We start from the raw sequence: 15227 nt of genomic DNA, 5'->3' as shown, positions 1-15227 counted from the left end.
TTCGTTCCACGGGCCGCGCTTGCGACCCCCAACGCAATCTCTGTTGTCCATGATGAAAGGAACCACCATGAATCGCTCGTACTTCCGCACTCTCTTGGCTGCTTCGCTCCTGGCCGCCAGTGCCGCCGCTTCGGCCGCCCCCTTCCCCGTGGCCTCGGGCGAATTTTCTGCCATCGACATGACCGAAGCGGCTGCCGCCCAGGCGGCGCGCAGCCCCAAGCCGGCTGCCGAAGGGCGCAGCCGTGCCCAGGTGCAGGCCGAGCTGCAAGACGCCCGTTGCCGTGGGGAGCTGCCGGCCGATGCCGAGAGCACTCGTCTGCAGAAGGACGCCTTCCCCGGCCGCTACCCGCTGCCGAACTGCCGTTGAGCCAGTGCCAGCGCAGCCGCCTGTCATTGGCATGTCACCCCAATCGGCCACGATGCGGCGGCGGTTGCGCGTTGCGGCTGAACCCGGGCCACGCGAGGACCAGCGCGCGTTGGCTCTGCGTCCAGCCTCCTGTCGTCGTCATCGACTGGGGTTGCGGGGATGCCGCCCGCAACCCCGTTGGATGTCTGACAGGAGAAATGTTCGATGAAAGCCTTGCGTTCCGCCTTCTTGGCCACCGTGACCGCTTTGACCTGTCTGGGCCTGACCCCGAGCCAGGCCCAGACGCTGCGCTTCGTAGCGCTCGGCGACATGCCTTACGGGCCTGCGGACAAGAACCACCCATTTTACCACGCGCTGATCGAACGGGTCAACGCACTGCGGCCGGCCTTCACCATTCACATCGGTGACATCAAGTCCGGCTCCACCCAGTGCAGTGACGAGGTCTTTGCCGCCGAGCTGGACAATTTCCGCCGCTACCAAGGCGCAGTGATTTACACCCCAGGCGACAACGAGTGGACCGACTGTCACCGTGCCAACAACGGTGGTTACGAGCCGCTGGAGCGGCTGGGCGTGCTGCGCCAGCGCTTCTTCACCCCGGGGCGTTCGCTGGGCCAGCAACCCATCGCCGTCGAAAACCAAGCGACGCTGATGCCTGCGTTCGCCACCTATGTGGAAAACCAGCGCTGGTGGGCGGGCGACGTGCTGTTCGTGACACTGCACGTGGTGGGCAGCAACAACAATCTGGAAGCGCGCGACCCCAAAGCCGCAGCCGAATTTTTCGAACGCGATCGCGCCAACGTCGCCTGGCTGCGTGCGGCCTTCGAGCTGGCCCAACAACGCCATGCCAAAGCGATGGTGGTGGCCATGCAAGCCGATCCGTTCGACGACCAGAAACCTGGCGACGGCTTTGGCCGCCATTCGGGCTTTGCCAACGTGATCGGTGACACGCTCGTGCCGCTGGCCGCCCAATGGAGCCAACCCGTGTTGCTGATCCACGGCGACAGCCATCGGCTGGTGCTGGACAACCCATTTCGCCACAACAAGAAGCCCGTGCTCAACCTGACGCGATTGCAGGTGCCGGGCGCGGCCGATGTGCGGGCGGTGGAAGTCGGCGTCGACACGACGTCCAGCGAGCCCTGGTCGATTCGCGTCTTCGGTGCCAGGCCGTGATCCGTGGCCATCGTTGCGTCAGCGCAACACATCCAGGAACGCACGGATTGATGTCATCACGAGGTCATCGGCCCGAACTCCAATCGTTCCGTGTGCGGTCCACTGTGGCCGTGCATCTTTTCGGTGCAGCCCCCGCGGGCTGTGTTTTTTGTCCATCGATGGAATGTGAACGATGAAGAAAACACTTCTTGCTTTGGCAGCGGCCCTGGTGGCCAGCGGTGCCTTTGCCCAGTCCAACGTCACGCTGTACGGCCGTGTCGACCTGTCGGTGGGGTCCGTCAAGGACGACGGCACTGGCGCCACGTCTAATGACCTGGTCAACAAAACGCGCGGCAAAACCGTCACCCGCATGTTTCACGGTGGCGACGGGGGCCTGACCACCTCGCGCTGGGGTCTGCGCGGTACCGAGGACCTGGGCGGTGGCCTCAAGGCGGGGTTCCAACTGGAGAACCGCTTCAACGCCGACACCGGTGCCTCGCAGGATCCGTACTTCAGGGGTGAATCCAGTCTGTCCTTGATGGGTGGCTTTGGCGAGGTCAAACTCGGCCGCAGCACGACCGTCTACGACGACGTGCGTACCCTGGGACAAAGCCGTGATGTGTTCAACTCGGCTTTCACCGCGTCCGCCAACGGGGTCTTCAAGTCGGGCGGCGACTATGCCTCGCGCTTCGACAACAAGATCAGCTACTACAGCCCCAACATGGGCGGCTTCTACGCGGCCATCGACTACGCGTTCGATGAAAAAGCCGGCGTTTCAGAAGACAAGCATGCCCTGAAGTTTGGCTACAAGGACAAAGCCTTTGAAGTCGCCCTGGGCCACCAGAACGAGAAAGACAAGAAGGACAAGTACACCGTACTGGCAGCGATGTACGACTTCGGCTCGTTCTCGATGTCGGGCTCGATCAACCGTCGCTCGGGTACGGCTGCCAACGGTGATGACGAAGAGTACGCGCTGGGCGTGACCGTGCCGATGGGTGCGTTCGCCTTCTCGGGTGGGTACGCCTACAGTAAGACCAAGCATTCGACCGGTGGCGCCAAAGATGGCAAAGCCAACGGTTTTGCACTCGGTATGACCTACAGCCTGTCCAAGCGCACGCGCGTCTACGCCGGCTGGCGTGACGTCGAAGTCAAGAACGCCTCTGGCGTCAAGACCAAGGACGAGCGTCTGTACGCCGTCGGTGTGCGCCACGACTTCTGAAGCCCACACCACAGGGCTGGGGACGCTTGTCGTACCCAGCCTCCTTCTCTCCAAGAGTCAACATTTGCGCTTGCCGCCAGCGGCAAGCGCTTTTTTTACGCCAACGCACGCTGGCGCAGCGCCACCGCCGCGCCCAACGCCAACGCTGCCGCCGACCACGCCAACCCGCGCTCCAAGCCCCCAGGGCCGTCGCCGATCCAACCCACCATCGTCGGCCCGACGATTTGCCCGACGGCAAACACGATGGTGAAGGCGCTGATACCACTGGCCCACTGCGACGGCGGCAGGTTGTGGCGTACCCACGCCGTGGTGGAGGCCACCACCGACAAAAACACCCCGCCGAACAGCACCCCGGACGCCAGCACCACCGGCCACACCTGCACGAACGCCGGCAGCGCCGTTGCCAGGGCCAGCAATGCGTTCAGACGTGCCAGCGGCTGCCCATCGCGATGACGGTCCAACAGGCGCGCCCACAAGCGCGACGAAGCCATCACCGCCAAGCCAAGCGCGGTGTAAAAGAACGTGATGTCGTTTGCCGCTGCTCCGCGCTCGCGCAGCAACGCGATGACGAAAGTCATATATCCGATGTAGCCGACGCCAAAGAGCGCATAGGCCAGCAGCGCTGGTGCGAAGGCCCTCCAAGGCGGTGCGGCCAAGGGACCACCGGTGGCGGACGCTGCCGGTGGCACATGCGCAGCGCGCTCGGCCATCCCCAGTGAGGTGGGTTCGCGGGGCGGTGAAACGGCCAAGGCACTGGCGTCGATGGTCTCGACGGTGCGCACGGCACGCCACGCCGCTAGGGTGGCCAACCCGCACAACCCACCCAGCGCCCACCAGGCACTGCTCCAACCCTGTGGTCGTTCGCCGGCGGCACCCAGCGCCGCTGGCACCACCAGCGCCGACAGCACGATACCGCTGCCCACGCCGCCGTAGTACACCCCAAGCAGCAGTCCCGCCTGCGCGCGCCAGCGCGTGCCCAGACGCGCCGCCAGCAGACCTCCGGCCACGAACACCCAGGCACTGACCACCCCGGCCAGCACACGCTGCCCCAACAAAGCCCAGTCGAGGCGCAACCACCCGGCAGCCAGCATCAGCAGGGCCGCCAGCACCATGCCGGTTTGCAGCACCGCAGCCGGGCCGAAGCGCCGCATCAGCGCCGGCACGCTCAGCGCGCCCATCAGATAACCCACCGCATTGGCCGTATTCATGGCACCGGCCAACAGATAACTCCACCCCAGGTCGGCGCGCATGGGCGGCAGGAGCAAGGCGTAGGCAAAGCGCGTGATGCCCAACGACACCGCTGCCGCCAGCGATAAGGCCAACGCCAGGATCAATCCCGACCACAACGCAGGCGAAGCGGATCCGTGGCTCGATGGTGACATGGCACCGCATCGTAGCGCGCCGACTGCGTATGCTGTGCACCATGCGTGACACCACCGCTGCCTCTGCCTTCCCGAGCGCCATCGACCCGGCGCGCTTGCACGCCCTGCACGAAGACGAACGCGCGCGCTTCCGCGTCGCCCACCCGGCGTGTACTGCGCTGGCGGCACGCTGCCAGGCACATTTCCCATTTGGTGTGCCGCTGCATTGGATGCGTGACTGGCCAAGCCCGGCAAGTGTCTTTTTACGCCGTGCGCAGGGGTCACACCTGCACTGTGCCGATGACCACGCGCACGTGGATTTTTGCCTAGGCGACACCGGCGCCATGTTCGGCCATGCCCCACCTGCCGTGGTGCAGGCACTGGCGACCCAGGCCGCGCAGGGGCTGACCGCCATGCTGCCGCACGAACGCAGCGCCGAAGTGGGGGCGCTGCTGGCACAACGTTTCGGGCTGCCGTACTGGCAACTGGCCATGACCGCCAGCGATGCCAATCGGTTCGTGCTGCGCTGGGCGCGCGCGATGACCGGTCGGGCGCAGGTGCTGGTATTCGACGGTTGCTACCACGGCGCGGTGGACGACACCCTGGTGGACCGCGATCCGACCCATGGCACCACGCTGCGCCGTCCCTCGGTGCTGGGCGCGGTGCACGACCACCCAGCCTACACACGGGTCGTCCCTTTCAACGATCTGGACACGCTGGAGGCGGCGTTGCGTGATGGCCAAGTGGCGGCGCTGTTGGCCGAACCTGCCCTGACCAATTTCGGCTTGGTGCCGCCCGCCCCCGATTTTTGGCCCACGGCACAGGCCTTGTGCCAGCGCTACGGCACCCTACTGGTGCTCGATGAGACGCACACCCTGTCCAGCGGCGTGGGCGGCTGGGCACGCACGCACGGCGTACAGCCCGATCTGTGGGTGGCCGGCAAGGCCATCGCGGGTGGCGTGCCTTGTGCGGTGTACGGCATGACGGCCGAGGTGGCCGCGCGCCTACAAGCGGTCAAAGCCCAGGCTCCGGAAGGGCACAGCGGCATTGGTACGACGCTGAGCGCCAACGCCTTGGCGCTGGCCGCGCTGCATGCGGCCCTACTGCACCTGCATACGCCCCAGACCTATGCAGCCATGCAACGCGCGGCCGATACACTGCAAACCGGCCTGGAGGAGCGGCTGCGCACGCGTGGCCTGCCATGGACGCTGACGCGCCTGGGTGCACGCATGGAACTGCAGTTCATGCCCCGCACCCCGCGAAACGCCGACGATGTGCGTGCCCACGCGCAGCCGGCCTTGGAAGCCTATTTGCATCTGTTCATGCTCAACCGCGGCGTGCTGCTGACCCCCTTTCATGGCATGATGTTGTGCGCCCCCACCACGACGCCAGACGATATTGCGCACTTTCTGCATGCCTTCGACGCGTGGCTGGCGGCGCTGCTGGACTGATACGGCCATGGCAGCCCGAGAAGGGCCATGTTGGCCGTCGCTGCCTTCACGCGCCCAGGCCGATTGGCGCCGGCGCCACTTCCATGATGCGCTGAAACAGCCGCTCATAGGCCGGGTCGGGCGGGTAGCGCCCCGTCAAGGGATCGCGGTTGGCTTCGAAGGCGGCATCCAGCGCCTGCCAATCGTCGTCGCTGAGCACCCGCTGGGCCGCCGGCAGCACCTCCTGCTCCTCCAGCCGCATGTGCTCCAAATAAAAGCCGACGTAGCGCTCGCAGGCCTGCACGAAGGCCTCGCGTCGCTCGTCCCCCAGCCATTCCCACGCCAGCAACAGGTGCTGCAGCTCGCGCACCTGGCTTTCGCCTTGCAGGTGGTCGTGCTCCAGGCGCGTGATCACCGGCAATACCTCGGGCGCCAAACGCGCCACGCGTGGAAACAACAAGTCCGACTCTTTCGGGTGGTGCTGGCGCTCTGGAAACTCGTCGATGTAAAACAACATCGCGCGCAAGGTATCGAAAAAGCGCTGCCGGTCGTCACCGGGACCGCGCCGCACCAACCACAGCAGCGACTGCAGCATCGCGGCCAAGGCCGCGTGTTCATCGCGAATGGTGTGCAGGGCACTCGACGCTGTCATGGACCGTCTCCTCGATGGGGACAACACCCCGGTGGCCAGGCGCACGCCCCAACGCCACTGCGTGCCGCACCGGTACCAGGCGCTAGCATGCCGGCTGGCGCGCACACGTTCTTGACGTGCGTCAAGCCCCGTTCATGGTGGCATCGCTGGCACCCGCCGCCCGTGGACGCCACCGCGTCAACGTCAGGGCACTGGTGACGACGCTGACCGAGCTCGCCGCCATGGCTGCGCCCGCCCACACCGGATCGAGCACGCCAAACGCCGCCAGCGGAATGCCCGCCACGTTGTAGGCAAAGGCCCAAAAAAGGTTTTGCCGGATTTTGCGCACGGTACGGCGCGCTACCTCCAGCGCTGCCGGCACCAGCAGCGGATCGCCTCGCAACAGCGTGATGCCGGCGGTCTGCATCGCTACATCGGTGCCGTTGCCCATGGCCAGACCCACATCGGCCTCGGCCAACGCCGGCGCGTCGTTGATTCCGTCGCCCACCATCGCCACACCGCCCTGCTGGCGCAGCGCGCGCACCACGTCGGCCTTGCCCTCCGGACGCACGGGGGCATAGACCTCCCCGGCCTCGGGTCGCAGCCCGACGCGGCGCGCCATCGCCTCGGCAGCAGCGCGGTGATCACCCGAAATCATCACCACCGCATAGCCGCTGGCGCGCAGCGCCGCTACCGCTGCCGCCGCCGTCGGTTTGGGCTGGTCGGCAAAGCGCCAACGCGCCAACACAACCCATTGGCCTTCTTGCTGGCAGGCCAATACCGCCTGGGTGGCTGCATCGGCGTCCACCTCCTGGACAGCGCTGCCTGCGGGCGGATCCGCACGTTCCGGTGCAGTCAGCGACGCCGGCCAACGCGCGCCGAGCTCGGCCATCCAGTCGGGGCTACCCAATGCCAGCGCCACGCCTTCGACCTGTCCCCGCACACCGCGACCTGGCACCGACTGGACCGCCTCAGCCGTGGGGTTGGGTCCAGCCGGCGCTGCGGCCCGCATGGCCCGCGCCAGCGGGTGGTTGCTGCCCTGTTGCAGCGCCAGCGCCGTGCGCAACGCGGCCTGCGCATCCACCCCCGGCGCGACGGCGCCATCCTGAAGGCGCGGCTCCCCCATGGTCAGTGTTCCCGTCTTGTCGAACGCCACTGTTCGCACGCGTTGCACGGCCTCGAGCGCCTGCGGATCGCGCACCAAAATGCCGTGCCGCGCCGCCGCACCGGTGCCAGCCATGATCGCCGTCGGCGTGGCCAGCCCCAACGCACACGGACAGGCGATGACCAACACCGCCACCGCATGCAGCACGGCGGTTTCGCCATCGGCCCCGGCCCACAGCCACCAGCCCAAGGCGGTGAACAACGCCACCACCAACACCGCCGGCACGAAGACCGCCGCCACCCGGTCCACCAAACGCTGCACAGGCGGTTTGGCAGCCTGCGCGTCTTGCACGAGCGCGATGATGCGTTGCAACAGCGACGCTTCCCCTACCGCGGTGACGCGCACCTCGATGACACCGTCGCCGTTGATGGTGCCTGCGGTGACGCGATCGCCCTCCTGCTTGAAAACCGGCAACGGCTCGCCGGTCAGCATCGATTCATCGACCTGGGTGCGGCCACGCTCGACGATGCCATCGGCGGGGATACGTTCGCCGGCGCGCACCAATACCCGGTCATCGACCAGCAGCTCGGCCACCGGGATGTCTTGCGGTTCGCTGCGTCGCACCCCATCGGGCAACAGGTGTGCCACCTCGGGCCGCAAAGCCTGCAGAGCCCGAATGGCAGCGCTGGTGCGCTGGCGCGCGCGCAGCTCCAGCCACTTGCCCAGACGCACCAAGGCGATCACCACCGCTGAAGCCTCGAACGCCAGATGGGGCAGCTCTGCCGGCGCGGCACGCCACCACAGCCACACACTCATGCCCCAGGCAGCGCTGGTGCCAATGACCACCAGCTGCTCCATATTGCCGCTGCCGTGCCGCAGCGCCTGCCACGCGCTGCGATAAAAACGCGCTCCCAGACCGAACTGTACGGGGGTGGCCAACATGAATTGCCACAGGGGCGGCAGCATCCAGTGCTGCCCCCACGCCAAAGCAACCATGGGCGCCACCAGCGGCGCCGACAACAACAGCCCCAGCACCACCCACAGCGCCTCACGCCGCAGCAGCGCCTGCTGGCGCCGCTCTTCGGCCTGGGCATCGTCGCTGACGGGCCGTGGCGTGTAACCCGCGTCGCGCACCGCACGCGCCAGCTGGGCGCGCCACGCAGCCACGTCGGCGGCGACGGGCCGACCCACGATCCGCGCCTGCTCGGTGGCCAGATTGACACTGGCATCCGTCACGCCAGGCACCCGCCGCAGCGCGCGTTCCACACGCGAAACGCAGGCTGCACACGTCATGCCCTCGATGCCCAGATCATATTGCACCGCATCAGCGGCCACGTCTGCTTTGTCCATGACCGCAGTATGCCGCGACACCGCCGGTCACGGGCGCCCTATCATTACAAACACCCAACAACGCTCTACTTTCTCCGTATGAACACCCTGCACACCGAAACCTTCACCGTCGATGGCATGTCCTGCCAGCACTGCGTGCGCACCATCACCCAGGCCATCCAGGCACGCGATGCCCAGGCCCAGGTTCAGATCGATCTGACCACGCATCGGGTCGTGGTGTCGTCCACGCTGCCGCGTGCCGATCTGGCCGCGCTGATTCACGCCGAGGGCTACACCGTGGTGGACTGACGTTACGCCCGCGCCCGCCCCGGACCGGGGCGCCAGGCGATACGGCCGTCGCTCGGCCGCGACGAACGTGCCCCAAGGGCACGTTTTTTTTTGTGGGCACAACCCTTGGGACAACCTTCGAATAAGTTCGCACTTATCCACAGCGCGACCGTCGCTGGCCGTCTTGTTCGCCGTTCACACATCGGCTATCAGCCGACGTTGCACAGCGTCAACAGAATCATAATTCATTGAATGACAAAAGATTTCTTTACTTATCCACAGCTGTCCCGCGGCCTCTAACCGCTACCACCACCGTCAATATTGAAGTCAGTGAACAAACCGATCCAAACCACGCCTGCCACAACGCCCGTATGCGTGGTCTGGCGCTGGGCCAGCGTGTGCACACTGCTAAGATGTGCGTCCGGATTCCTCCATCACCATGCCCACTGCATCCGCTTCCCGCACCAGCATCGAGATTCGCCAAGGCCAGCTACCGCTGGTCGTGGCGCGTTTGCGCGGCGCGGATGCGGATGCCGTGTTGCGTGAGTTGCACCAGCGCTACGGTGACGCGCCGGGCTTTTTTGAAAACGAACCGCTGTTGCTCGATTTGAGTGGGTGGGACAGCAGCGCGCCGCCACCGACGGCGCTGCAGCAGCGCGCGGTGCTGGATGCCTTGCGACACATTGGCTTGCGGCCACTGGCCTACCGTGCCGCTCCTGCGGGCTGGCGCGAAACCCTGGAAGCCAGCGGTTTGCTCGTCAGCGACACCGACGCCAGCGGGCCCGTTCCGGCGGCCGAGCACGCCCCGGTGGTCGATGTCGTACAGACCACCGCAGCGGCTGCCGCATCGGCGTTGGTGATCGATCGGCCGCTGCGCTCGGGCCAGCAGGTCTATGCCCGTGGGCGTGACCTGGTGGTGCTGGCCATGGTCAACCCAGGTGCCGAAGTGATTGCCGATGGCCATATTCACGTCTATGCGCCGCTGCGCGGGCGCGCCATCGCCGGGGCGCGCGGTCAAGCCGATGCACGCATCTTTGCACTGGCGCTGGAAGCGGAACTGGTGGCCATTGCGGGGCTGTACCGCACGGCCGAGACGCCGTGGCCCGATGACGTGCGCGGGCGCCCTGTCCAGATACGCTTGCGGCGTGATGGCAATGATGAGCGTCTATCGTTCGAACCCCTGTGATCGTCATCTTTCGTTGCCCTTGTTTTCCCAATTGGAACGTCGTCCATGACCAAGATCGTCGTCGTCACCTCCGGCAAGGGGGGGGTGGGTAAAACCACCACCAGTGCCTCGTTTGCCACTGGGCTGGCTCTGAAAGGCCACAAGACCGTGGTCATCGATTTCGACGTCGGCCTGCGCAATCTCGACCTCATCATGGGCTGTGAGCGGCGCGTGGTGTATGACTTCGTCAATGTCATTCAAGGCGAGGCCAATCTGAATCAGGCACTCATCCGCGACAAGCAGGTCGATCAGCTCTACATCTTGGCGGCCAGTCAGACCCGCGACAAAGAGGCGCTCAAGCAAGACGGCGTGGAGCGCGTGCTCAATGACCTGGCGGCCATGGGCTTTGAATACATCGTCTGCGATTCGCCGGCTGGCATCGAGACGGGCGCCTTGATGGCGATGCACTACGCTGATGAGGCCCTGGTCGTCACCAACCCCGAGGTCTCGTCGGTGCGCGACTCCGACCGCATCTTGGGGATGCTGAGTTCGCGCACCAAGCGCGCCATCGAGGGGCGTGAGCCGGTCAAAGAACATTTGCTGATCACGCGCTACAACCCGAACCGGGTGCAGGACGGGCAGATGCTGTCGCTGCAGGACATCCAAGACATCCTGCGCATCCCGCTCATTGGCGTGATTCCGGAAAGCGAGGCGGTTCTGCAGGCTTCCAACCAAGGGGTGCCGGCGATTCATCTGCACGGCACCGATGTCTCGGAAGCCTACAAGGACGTAGTCGACCGCTTCTTGGGCCAAGACAAGCCGCTGCGGTTCATCGAGGCGCAAAAGCCCAGCCTGCTCAAGCGCTTGTTCGGGAGGTGAGCGCCGTGTCCTTGCTGTCCTTTTTGCTGGGCGAAAAGAAAAAAACCGCGGCGGTTGCCAAGGAGCGCCTGCAAATCATCCTGGCGCACGAGCGCGCCGGCCGCAATGCCAGCGAGCCGGACTATTTGCCGGCGCTACAGCGCGAATTGGTGGCGGTGATCAGCAAATATGTTTCGATCCACCCTGACGACATCAAGGTGAATCTGGAGCGCCACGACAATCTCGAAGTGCTCGAGGTCAAGATCGAGTTGCCCGAGGCGCACTGAAGCGCCGCAGACCGTGATCGTGCACACGAGGGGCGCATGTGGGTTGACGTCATCGGGTCACTGGCGGCAGTGCTGACCACGATCAGTTTCGTGCCGCAGGCGTGGCATACCTGGCGCACCAAAGACGTGGCCGCCATTTCCCTGGGCATGTACGCCATTTTCACCACTGGCGTGGCTTTGTGGCTGATCTATGGTTTGCTGCTGCGGGCGTGGCCCATCGTCGCCGCCAACGTGGTTACCTTGCTGCTGGCCAGCGCCATTTTGGCGATGCGCATTCGCTACGGTTCACGCCGCCGCGCGCTGTAGTCGGTCGCGCACACCGTCCCAGGCGGCGTCTTCGGGCGGGCGCTCCACCCAGATCAATCGCGTGTCGGCGTCGTCGAGCGCGCGCAGCACGGCAAACAGTTCGCGCGCACAGGTGGCAGCGTCATCGGGCATGCGCTGCAGCCGCACGTGCGGGCTGACGGTGTGCAGCGGACTGCGGTGATACACGGCGATCGACTGGGCTTGCCCGCCCAACAAGTCGAGTGCGGCTTGCAACTCGTCGGCGCTCATCAAGCGCACGCGCGCGCGGGGTGCGTAATGCGAAGCCAAGGTACCTGAAGCGCGGGGGGCGGCGGCATCGCGCTCGCCCACCGGCACACCGGCCACCGCTTGCAGCTGCGCGCGCGTGATCATCCCTGGGCGCAGCAGGACCGGGTGCTCGCGCGTCGCATCGACGATGGTCGATTCGATGCCGACCGGACACGGCCCGGCGTCGAGCACCAGCAAGGTATCGTCATCCAGCACGGGCTCCAGTTCCGCCAGCACGTGCTCGGCCCGTGTGGGGCTGATGCGCCCGAAGCGGTTGGCGCTGGGCGCGGCCAGCGCACGGATGCCGGCCGCACTACACGCGCGCAACAGCGCCTGTGCCACCGGATGCGCCGGGCAGCGCAGCCCAATGGAGGCCTGCCCTGCCGCGGCCGCTTCGGCCACGCCGGGGCGGCGTGGCAGGATCACCGTCAGCGGCCCGGGCCAGAACGCCGCCATCAGCCGCTGAGCAAACGCGGGCACGGTGGCCGCGTAGTGCGCCAGCGCCTCGGCGCGCGCCGTCGCCGGCTCAGCGGCGATGTGCACGATCAACGGATGATCGGCGGGCCGTCCTTTGGCGGCGTAGACGCGTGCCACCGCCGCCGGCTGATCGGCATCGGCCGCCAGTCCATAAACGGTTTCCGTGGGCAGGCCCACCAGCGTGCCCGCGCGCAAGCGCTGCACCGCCTCGGCCAGCGCCTGCGGCAAGGCCTCGCTTTGAGCGTTTACGACACGGGCCATGGTGCCATACCCAGCCACTGGGCCGCTTGCCAGGCCACGGCGCGCGCGCGTGGCAAATCGGTGGCGGTGACCGTCAGATGTCCCATCTTGCGCCCGGGGCGCGCCTGCAATTTGCCGTACAGATGCAAATGGACACCGGGCAGGGTCAGCACGCGCGCCCAGTCGGGGCTGTGCGGCTGGCCGTCACGCCACCAACAATCGCCCAGTAGGTTGAGCATCACGGCAGCGCTGTGCAGCCGTGGCGCCGTCAGTGGCAACCCTGCCAGCGCACGCACCTGCAACTCGAACTGCGAGACGTCGCAGGCATCGATGGTGTAGTGGCCGCTGTTGTGCGGGCGCGGGGCCATCTCATTGACCACCAGCCGCCCCGTGGAGCTGCCGTCATCGACGACGAAAAATTCCACGCACAGCACGCCCACGTAGTGCAACGCGGCGGCAATGGCCTCGGCGGCGGCCATCGCTTGCGCGGCCCAATCGGGGCCAGCCGCTGAGCCGTTGGGGTCGACCTCGGTCACCGCCAAGATACCATTGCGGTGCCAATTGCGCTGCAGCGGGTAGTGCACGCTCTGGCCATCGGCGCCACGCGCCAGAATCACCGAGTATTCAGCCCGCAGCGCCAGGCGTTGCTCCAGCACGCATGGCACACGGTGCAGTGCGTCCCAGGCCTGTGCCAGCTGGGCGCGGTCCTCGACCGAGATTTGGCCCTTGCCGTCGTAGCCCAGGCGCGCGGTTTTCAGGATACCGGGCAGCAGCCGATCGGGCACCTGGGCCAGCGCCTCGGCGTTGGTGATCGCCACCCAGGGTGCAGGCGCCACGCCGGTGTGTGCGGCGCAGCGGTCGAAATGGGTTTTTTCGGCGATGCGGTCTTGCGCCACTGCGACGGCGTGCGGGCCAGGGGCAACCGGGCGCTGGGCTGCCAAAGTGGTCAGCGCCGCCGCGGGCACATTTTCGAACTCGGTGGTGATGGCTTCGCAGCGCTGCATCAACTGCGCCAGCCCTGCTTCGTCCTCGTAGCCCGTGGCAATATGAACGTCGGCTGCCCGTCCGGCGGGGCTGACCGGGTCGGGATCGAGTACTGCCACCGCATAGCCCATGGTCTGTGCGGCGTGGACGAACATGCGGCCCAGCTGGCCACCGCCCATCACGCCCAGGGTGGCCGGGCGGCTGGCGCCGGGCACTGGCCCGGGTAGGATGGGTATGGCGCCACTCACCCGCGGACCTCCGTGGGCAGTGTCATGGCGCGCGCCATGGCCGTTTGCTCGGCGCGAAAGGCGTGCAGCTTGGCGCGCAGCCGTTCATCGTGGGCCGCCAGCATCGCCACCGCAAACAGCGCTGCATTGGCGGCGCCGGCGGCGCCGATGGCGAAAGTGGCCACCGGTACCCCCTTGGGCATTTGCACGATGGAGTGCAGCGAATCGACGCCCTGCAAATGCCGGCTGGGCACCGGCACACCCAGCACCGGCACCGTGGTTTTGGCGGCCAACATGCCCGGCAAATGGGCCGCACCACCCGCGCCGGCGATGATCACGCGCAAGCCGCGTGTCTCGGCGGCTTCGGCGTAAGCAAACATGTCGTCGGGCATGCGGTGGGCCGAGACCACGCGCGCCTCGTGCGCGACGCCGAACTGTTGGAAAATGGCAACCGCATGTTGCATGGTGTCCCAGTCACTGCTGGACCCCATGACGACACCGACCTGGACGTTGCTGTTGGACATGGCGACCCCGGGGGAACGATTCCGACATTCTAGAGAAACGGAAGTAGCCGACCATGATCGACGTGACCTTAGCAAACTTCGAAGCCGAGGTACTGCAGGCCAGCCTGCAGACCCCGGTGTTGGTGGATTTTTGGGCGCCGTGGTGTGGCCCGTGCAAGGTGCTCGGTCCCTTGCTGGAAAAGGTCGAACAGGCCTACGGTGGCCGTTTCAAGTTGGTCAAGATCAATACCGAGGATGAGCAGCAGCTGGCGGCCTACTTCCAGATTCGCAGCATCCCGACCTGCATTTTGTTCGTCGGTGGCCAGCCGGTGGACGGCTTCATGGGCGCGTTGCCCGAAGGTCAAATCAAAGCCTTCCTCGATCGCCATGTGCCCAGCGAAACCGATCGCCAGGCCCAGGCCGAACGTGCCGAGGCGCTGCACGCCGCGGCCACCGGCGACGCCGACACGGCGCTGGCCCGGCTGCGCGATGCGCTGGCCCAGGCCCCGGACAACGACGACGTGCGCTACGACCTGGTGCGGCTGCTGATCGAGCTGGGCCGCCTGGATGAGGCGGCGGCGGCACTGGCGCCGGCGCTGAGCAAAATCCCGGTGCCATTGCGCTTTCAGGCGCTGCAGCAGTGGCTGGATGCGCTGGAGTTCGTGCGCAACGACCCGCGCGGGCAGTGGAGCCTGGCGCAGTTCGATGAACGCATCGCCGCCAACAAACGCGACTTCGAGACGCGCTTTGCCAAAGCGCGCGTGCTCATTGCCCAGGGTGAGTGGACGGCGGCGATGGACGAGCTGCTGGAGATCATCATGCGTGACAAGCACTGGGCCAATGAGGCACCGCGCAAAACCATGGTGGCGCTATTGGAGCTGCTGACGCCGCCAGCGCAGGAGCTGGGCGTGCCGGGCAAGAGCGCCAGCGGCATCGAAGTGGCCGGCCACAGCGCCGGCACGCAGGATCCGCAGGCCGAGCTGGTGTCGCGTTACCGGCGCAAGCTCAGCATGGCGCTACACTGAAAAAGGCGG

Annotated in this window: 16 protein-coding genes; 10 read left to right on the top strand and 6 right to left on the bottom strand. The window is 66.4% G+C overall.

Going from position 1 to position 15227, the window contains the following annotated elements; all coding sequences use genetic code 11:
- The first annotated feature begins 67 nt into the window (after positions 1-67).
- From Tchar_RS07560 to Tchar_RS07550, 3 genes are all read left to right on the top strand, one after another.
- Complete coding sequence (locus Tchar_RS07560) at positions 68-367, top strand: hypothetical protein (RefSeq protein WP_144328455.1); 300 nt, start codon at positions 68-70, stop codon at positions 365-367.
- Between the two features lie 204 nt (positions 368-571).
- Complete coding sequence (locus Tchar_RS07555; RefSeq protein WP_144328454.1) at positions 572-1537, top strand: hypothetical protein; 966 nt, start codon at positions 572-574, stop codon at positions 1535-1537.
- 172 nt (positions 1538-1709) lie between these two features.
- On the top strand, positions 1710-2735 hold the full coding sequence (locus tag Tchar_RS07550; protein WP_144328453.1) for a porin: 1026 nt from the start codon (positions 1710-1712) through the stop codon (positions 2733-2735).
- Positions 2736-2830: 95 nt separating this feature from the next.
- Here Tchar_RS07550 and Tchar_RS07545 read toward each other — a convergent pair whose 3' ends face one another.
- Complete coding sequence (locus Tchar_RS07545) at positions 2831-4117, bottom strand: YbfB/YjiJ family MFS transporter (RefSeq protein WP_144328452.1); 1287 nt, start codon at positions 4115-4117, stop codon at positions 2831-2833.
- Positions 4118-4158: 41 nt separating this feature from the next.
- Here Tchar_RS07545 and Tchar_RS07540 point away from each other — a divergent pair, with 41 nt between their 5' ends.
- On the top strand, positions 4159-5547 hold the full coding sequence (locus Tchar_RS07540; protein WP_144328451.1) for a transaminase: 1389 nt from the start codon (positions 4159-4161) through the stop codon (positions 5545-5547).
- Between the two features lie 46 nt (positions 5548-5593).
- On the opposite strand, the gene Tchar_RS07535 is transcribed toward Tchar_RS07540, so the two are convergent.
- A complete protein-coding gene (locus Tchar_RS07535) occupies positions 5594-6178 on the bottom strand; it encodes a hemerythrin domain-containing protein (protein ID WP_144328450.1) in 585 nt (194 codons plus the stop codon).
- 121 nt (positions 6179-6299) lie between these two features.
- On the bottom strand, positions 6300-8612 hold the full coding sequence (locus Tchar_RS07530; RefSeq protein ID WP_144328449.1) for a heavy metal translocating P-type ATPase: 2313 nt from the start codon (positions 8610-8612) through the stop codon (positions 6300-6302).
- Positions 8613-8690: 78 nt separating this feature from the next.
- On the opposite strand from Tchar_RS07530, the gene Tchar_RS07525 reads away from it, so the two are divergent.
- The 5 genes from Tchar_RS07525 (at position 8691) to Tchar_RS07505 (ending at position 11495) form a co-directional block, all read left to right on the top strand.
- A complete protein-coding gene (locus Tchar_RS07525; RefSeq protein WP_144328448.1) occupies positions 8691-8900 on the top strand; it encodes a heavy-metal-associated domain-containing protein in 210 nt (69 codons plus the stop codon).
- Between the two features lie 418 nt (positions 8901-9318).
- Complete coding sequence (gene minC, locus Tchar_RS07520; RefSeq protein WP_144328447.1) at positions 9319-10065, top strand: septum site-determining protein MinC; 747 nt, start codon at positions 9319-9321, stop codon at positions 10063-10065.
- 45 nt (positions 10066-10110) lie between these two features.
- Entirely contained in the window at positions 10111-10923 is an 813-nt protein-coding gene (gene minD, locus Tchar_RS07515) for a septum site-determining protein MinD (RefSeq protein WP_144328446.1), read from the top strand.
- Between the two features lie 5 nt (positions 10924-10928).
- Positions 10929-11189: a cell division topological specificity factor MinE gene (minE, locus tag Tchar_RS07510; RefSeq protein ID WP_144328445.1), complete on the top strand. Its 261-nt coding sequence runs from the start codon at positions 10929-10931 to the stop codon at positions 11187-11189.
- A 36-nt stretch (positions 11190-11225) separates the two neighbouring features.
- Positions 11226-11495, top strand: coding sequence for a SemiSWEET transporter (locus Tchar_RS07505; RefSeq protein WP_144328444.1), 270 nt, complete (start codon positions 11226-11228; stop codon positions 11493-11495).
- On the opposite strand, the gene Tchar_RS07500 is transcribed toward Tchar_RS07505, so the two are convergent.
- The 3 genes from Tchar_RS07500 to purE are packed head-to-tail and all read right to left on the bottom strand — an operon-like array spanning position 11475 to position 14214.
- A complete protein-coding gene (locus tag Tchar_RS07500; RefSeq protein ID WP_144328443.1) occupies positions 11475-12500 on the bottom strand; it encodes an L-threonylcarbamoyladenylate synthase in 1026 nt (341 codons plus the stop codon). The two genes, Tchar_RS07505 and Tchar_RS07500, sit on opposite strands and share 21 nt — an antisense overlap.
- Positions 12485-13711 carry a 5-(carboxyamino)imidazole ribonucleotide synthase gene (locus tag Tchar_RS07495; RefSeq protein WP_144328442.1) on the bottom strand — a complete coding sequence of 409 codons (1227 nt, stop codon included), beginning with the start codon at positions 13709-13711 and terminating at the stop codon, positions 12485-12487. The genes Tchar_RS07500 and Tchar_RS07495 overlap by 16 nt, the downstream gene beginning before the upstream one ends.
- Positions 13708-14214, bottom strand: coding sequence for a 5-(carboxyamino)imidazole ribonucleotide mutase (gene purE / locus Tchar_RS07490; RefSeq protein ID WP_144328441.1), 507 nt, complete (start codon positions 14212-14214; stop codon positions 13708-13710). Before purE ends, Tchar_RS07495 begins: the two co-directional genes overlap by 4 nt.
- A 53-nt stretch (positions 14215-14267) precedes the next feature.
- Between purE and trxA the strand changes: the two genes are divergently transcribed.
- Complete coding sequence (gene trxA, locus Tchar_RS07485) at positions 14268-15218, top strand: thioredoxin (protein ID WP_144328440.1); 951 nt, start codon at positions 14268-14270, stop codon at positions 15216-15218.
- Positions 15219-15227 lie beyond the last annotated feature (9 nt).

The sequence above is a fragment of the Tepidimonas charontis genome (assembly GCF_007556685.1).
GTDB lineage: Bacteria > Pseudomonadota > Gammaproteobacteria > Burkholderiales > Burkholderiaceae_C > Tepidimonas > Tepidimonas charontis.
This window is presented reverse-complemented; position numbering and strand designations above follow the sequence as displayed.

What these genes read in the sequence shown, in the direction of transcription:
- Tchar_RS07560 (WP_144328455.1), top strand. Translation starts at nt 68, where the DNA reads ATGAATCGCTCGTACTTCCGCACTCTCTTGGCTGCTTCGCTCCTGGCC.
- Tchar_RS07555 (WP_144328454.1), top strand. Translation starts at nt 572, where the DNA reads ATGAAAGCCTTGCGTTCCGCCTTCTTGGCCACCGTGACCGCTTTGACC.
- Tchar_RS07550 (WP_144328453.1), top strand. Translation starts at nt 1,710, where the DNA reads ATGAAGAAAACACTTCTTGCTTTGGCAGCGGCCCTGGTGGCCAGCGGT.
- Tchar_RS07545 (WP_144328452.1), bottom strand. Translation starts at nt 4,117, where the DNA reads ATGTCACCATCGAGCCACGGATCCGCTTCGCCTGCGTTGTGGTCGGGA.
- Tchar_RS07540 (WP_144328451.1), top strand. Translation starts at nt 4,159, where the DNA reads ATGCGTGACACCACCGCTGCCTCTGCCTTCCCGAGCGCCATCGACCCG.
- Tchar_RS07535 (WP_144328450.1), bottom strand. Translation starts at nt 6,178, where the DNA reads ATGACAGCGTCGAGTGCCCTGCACACCATTCGCGATGAACACGCGGCC.
- Tchar_RS07530 (WP_144328449.1), bottom strand. Translation starts at nt 8,612, where the DNA reads ATGGACAAAGCAGACGTGGCCGCTGATGCGGTGCAATATGATCTGGGC.
- Tchar_RS07525 (WP_144328448.1), top strand. Translation starts at nt 8,691, where the DNA reads ATGAACACCCTGCACACCGAAACCTTCACCGTCGATGGCATGTCCTGC.
- minC (WP_144328447.1), top strand. Translation starts at nt 9,319, where the DNA reads ATGCCCACTGCATCCGCTTCCCGCACCAGCATCGAGATTCGCCAAGGC.
- minD (WP_144328446.1), top strand. Translation starts at nt 10,111, where the DNA reads ATGACCAAGATCGTCGTCGTCACCTCCGGCAAGGGGGGGGTGGGTAAA.
- Tchar_RS07505 (WP_144328444.1), top strand. Translation starts at nt 11,226, where the DNA reads ATGTGGGTTGACGTCATCGGGTCACTGGCGGCAGTGCTGACCACGATC.
- Tchar_RS07500 (WP_144328443.1), bottom strand. Translation starts at nt 12,500, where the DNA reads ATGGCCCGTGTCGTAAACGCTCAAAGCGAGGCCTTGCCGCAGGCGCTG.
- purE (WP_144328441.1), bottom strand. Translation starts at nt 14,214, where the DNA reads ATGTCCAACAGCAACGTCCAGGTCGGTGTCGTCATGGGGTCCAGCAGT.
- trxA (WP_144328440.1), top strand. Translation starts at nt 14,268, where the DNA reads ATGATCGACGTGACCTTAGCAAACTTCGAAGCCGAGGTACTGCAGGCC.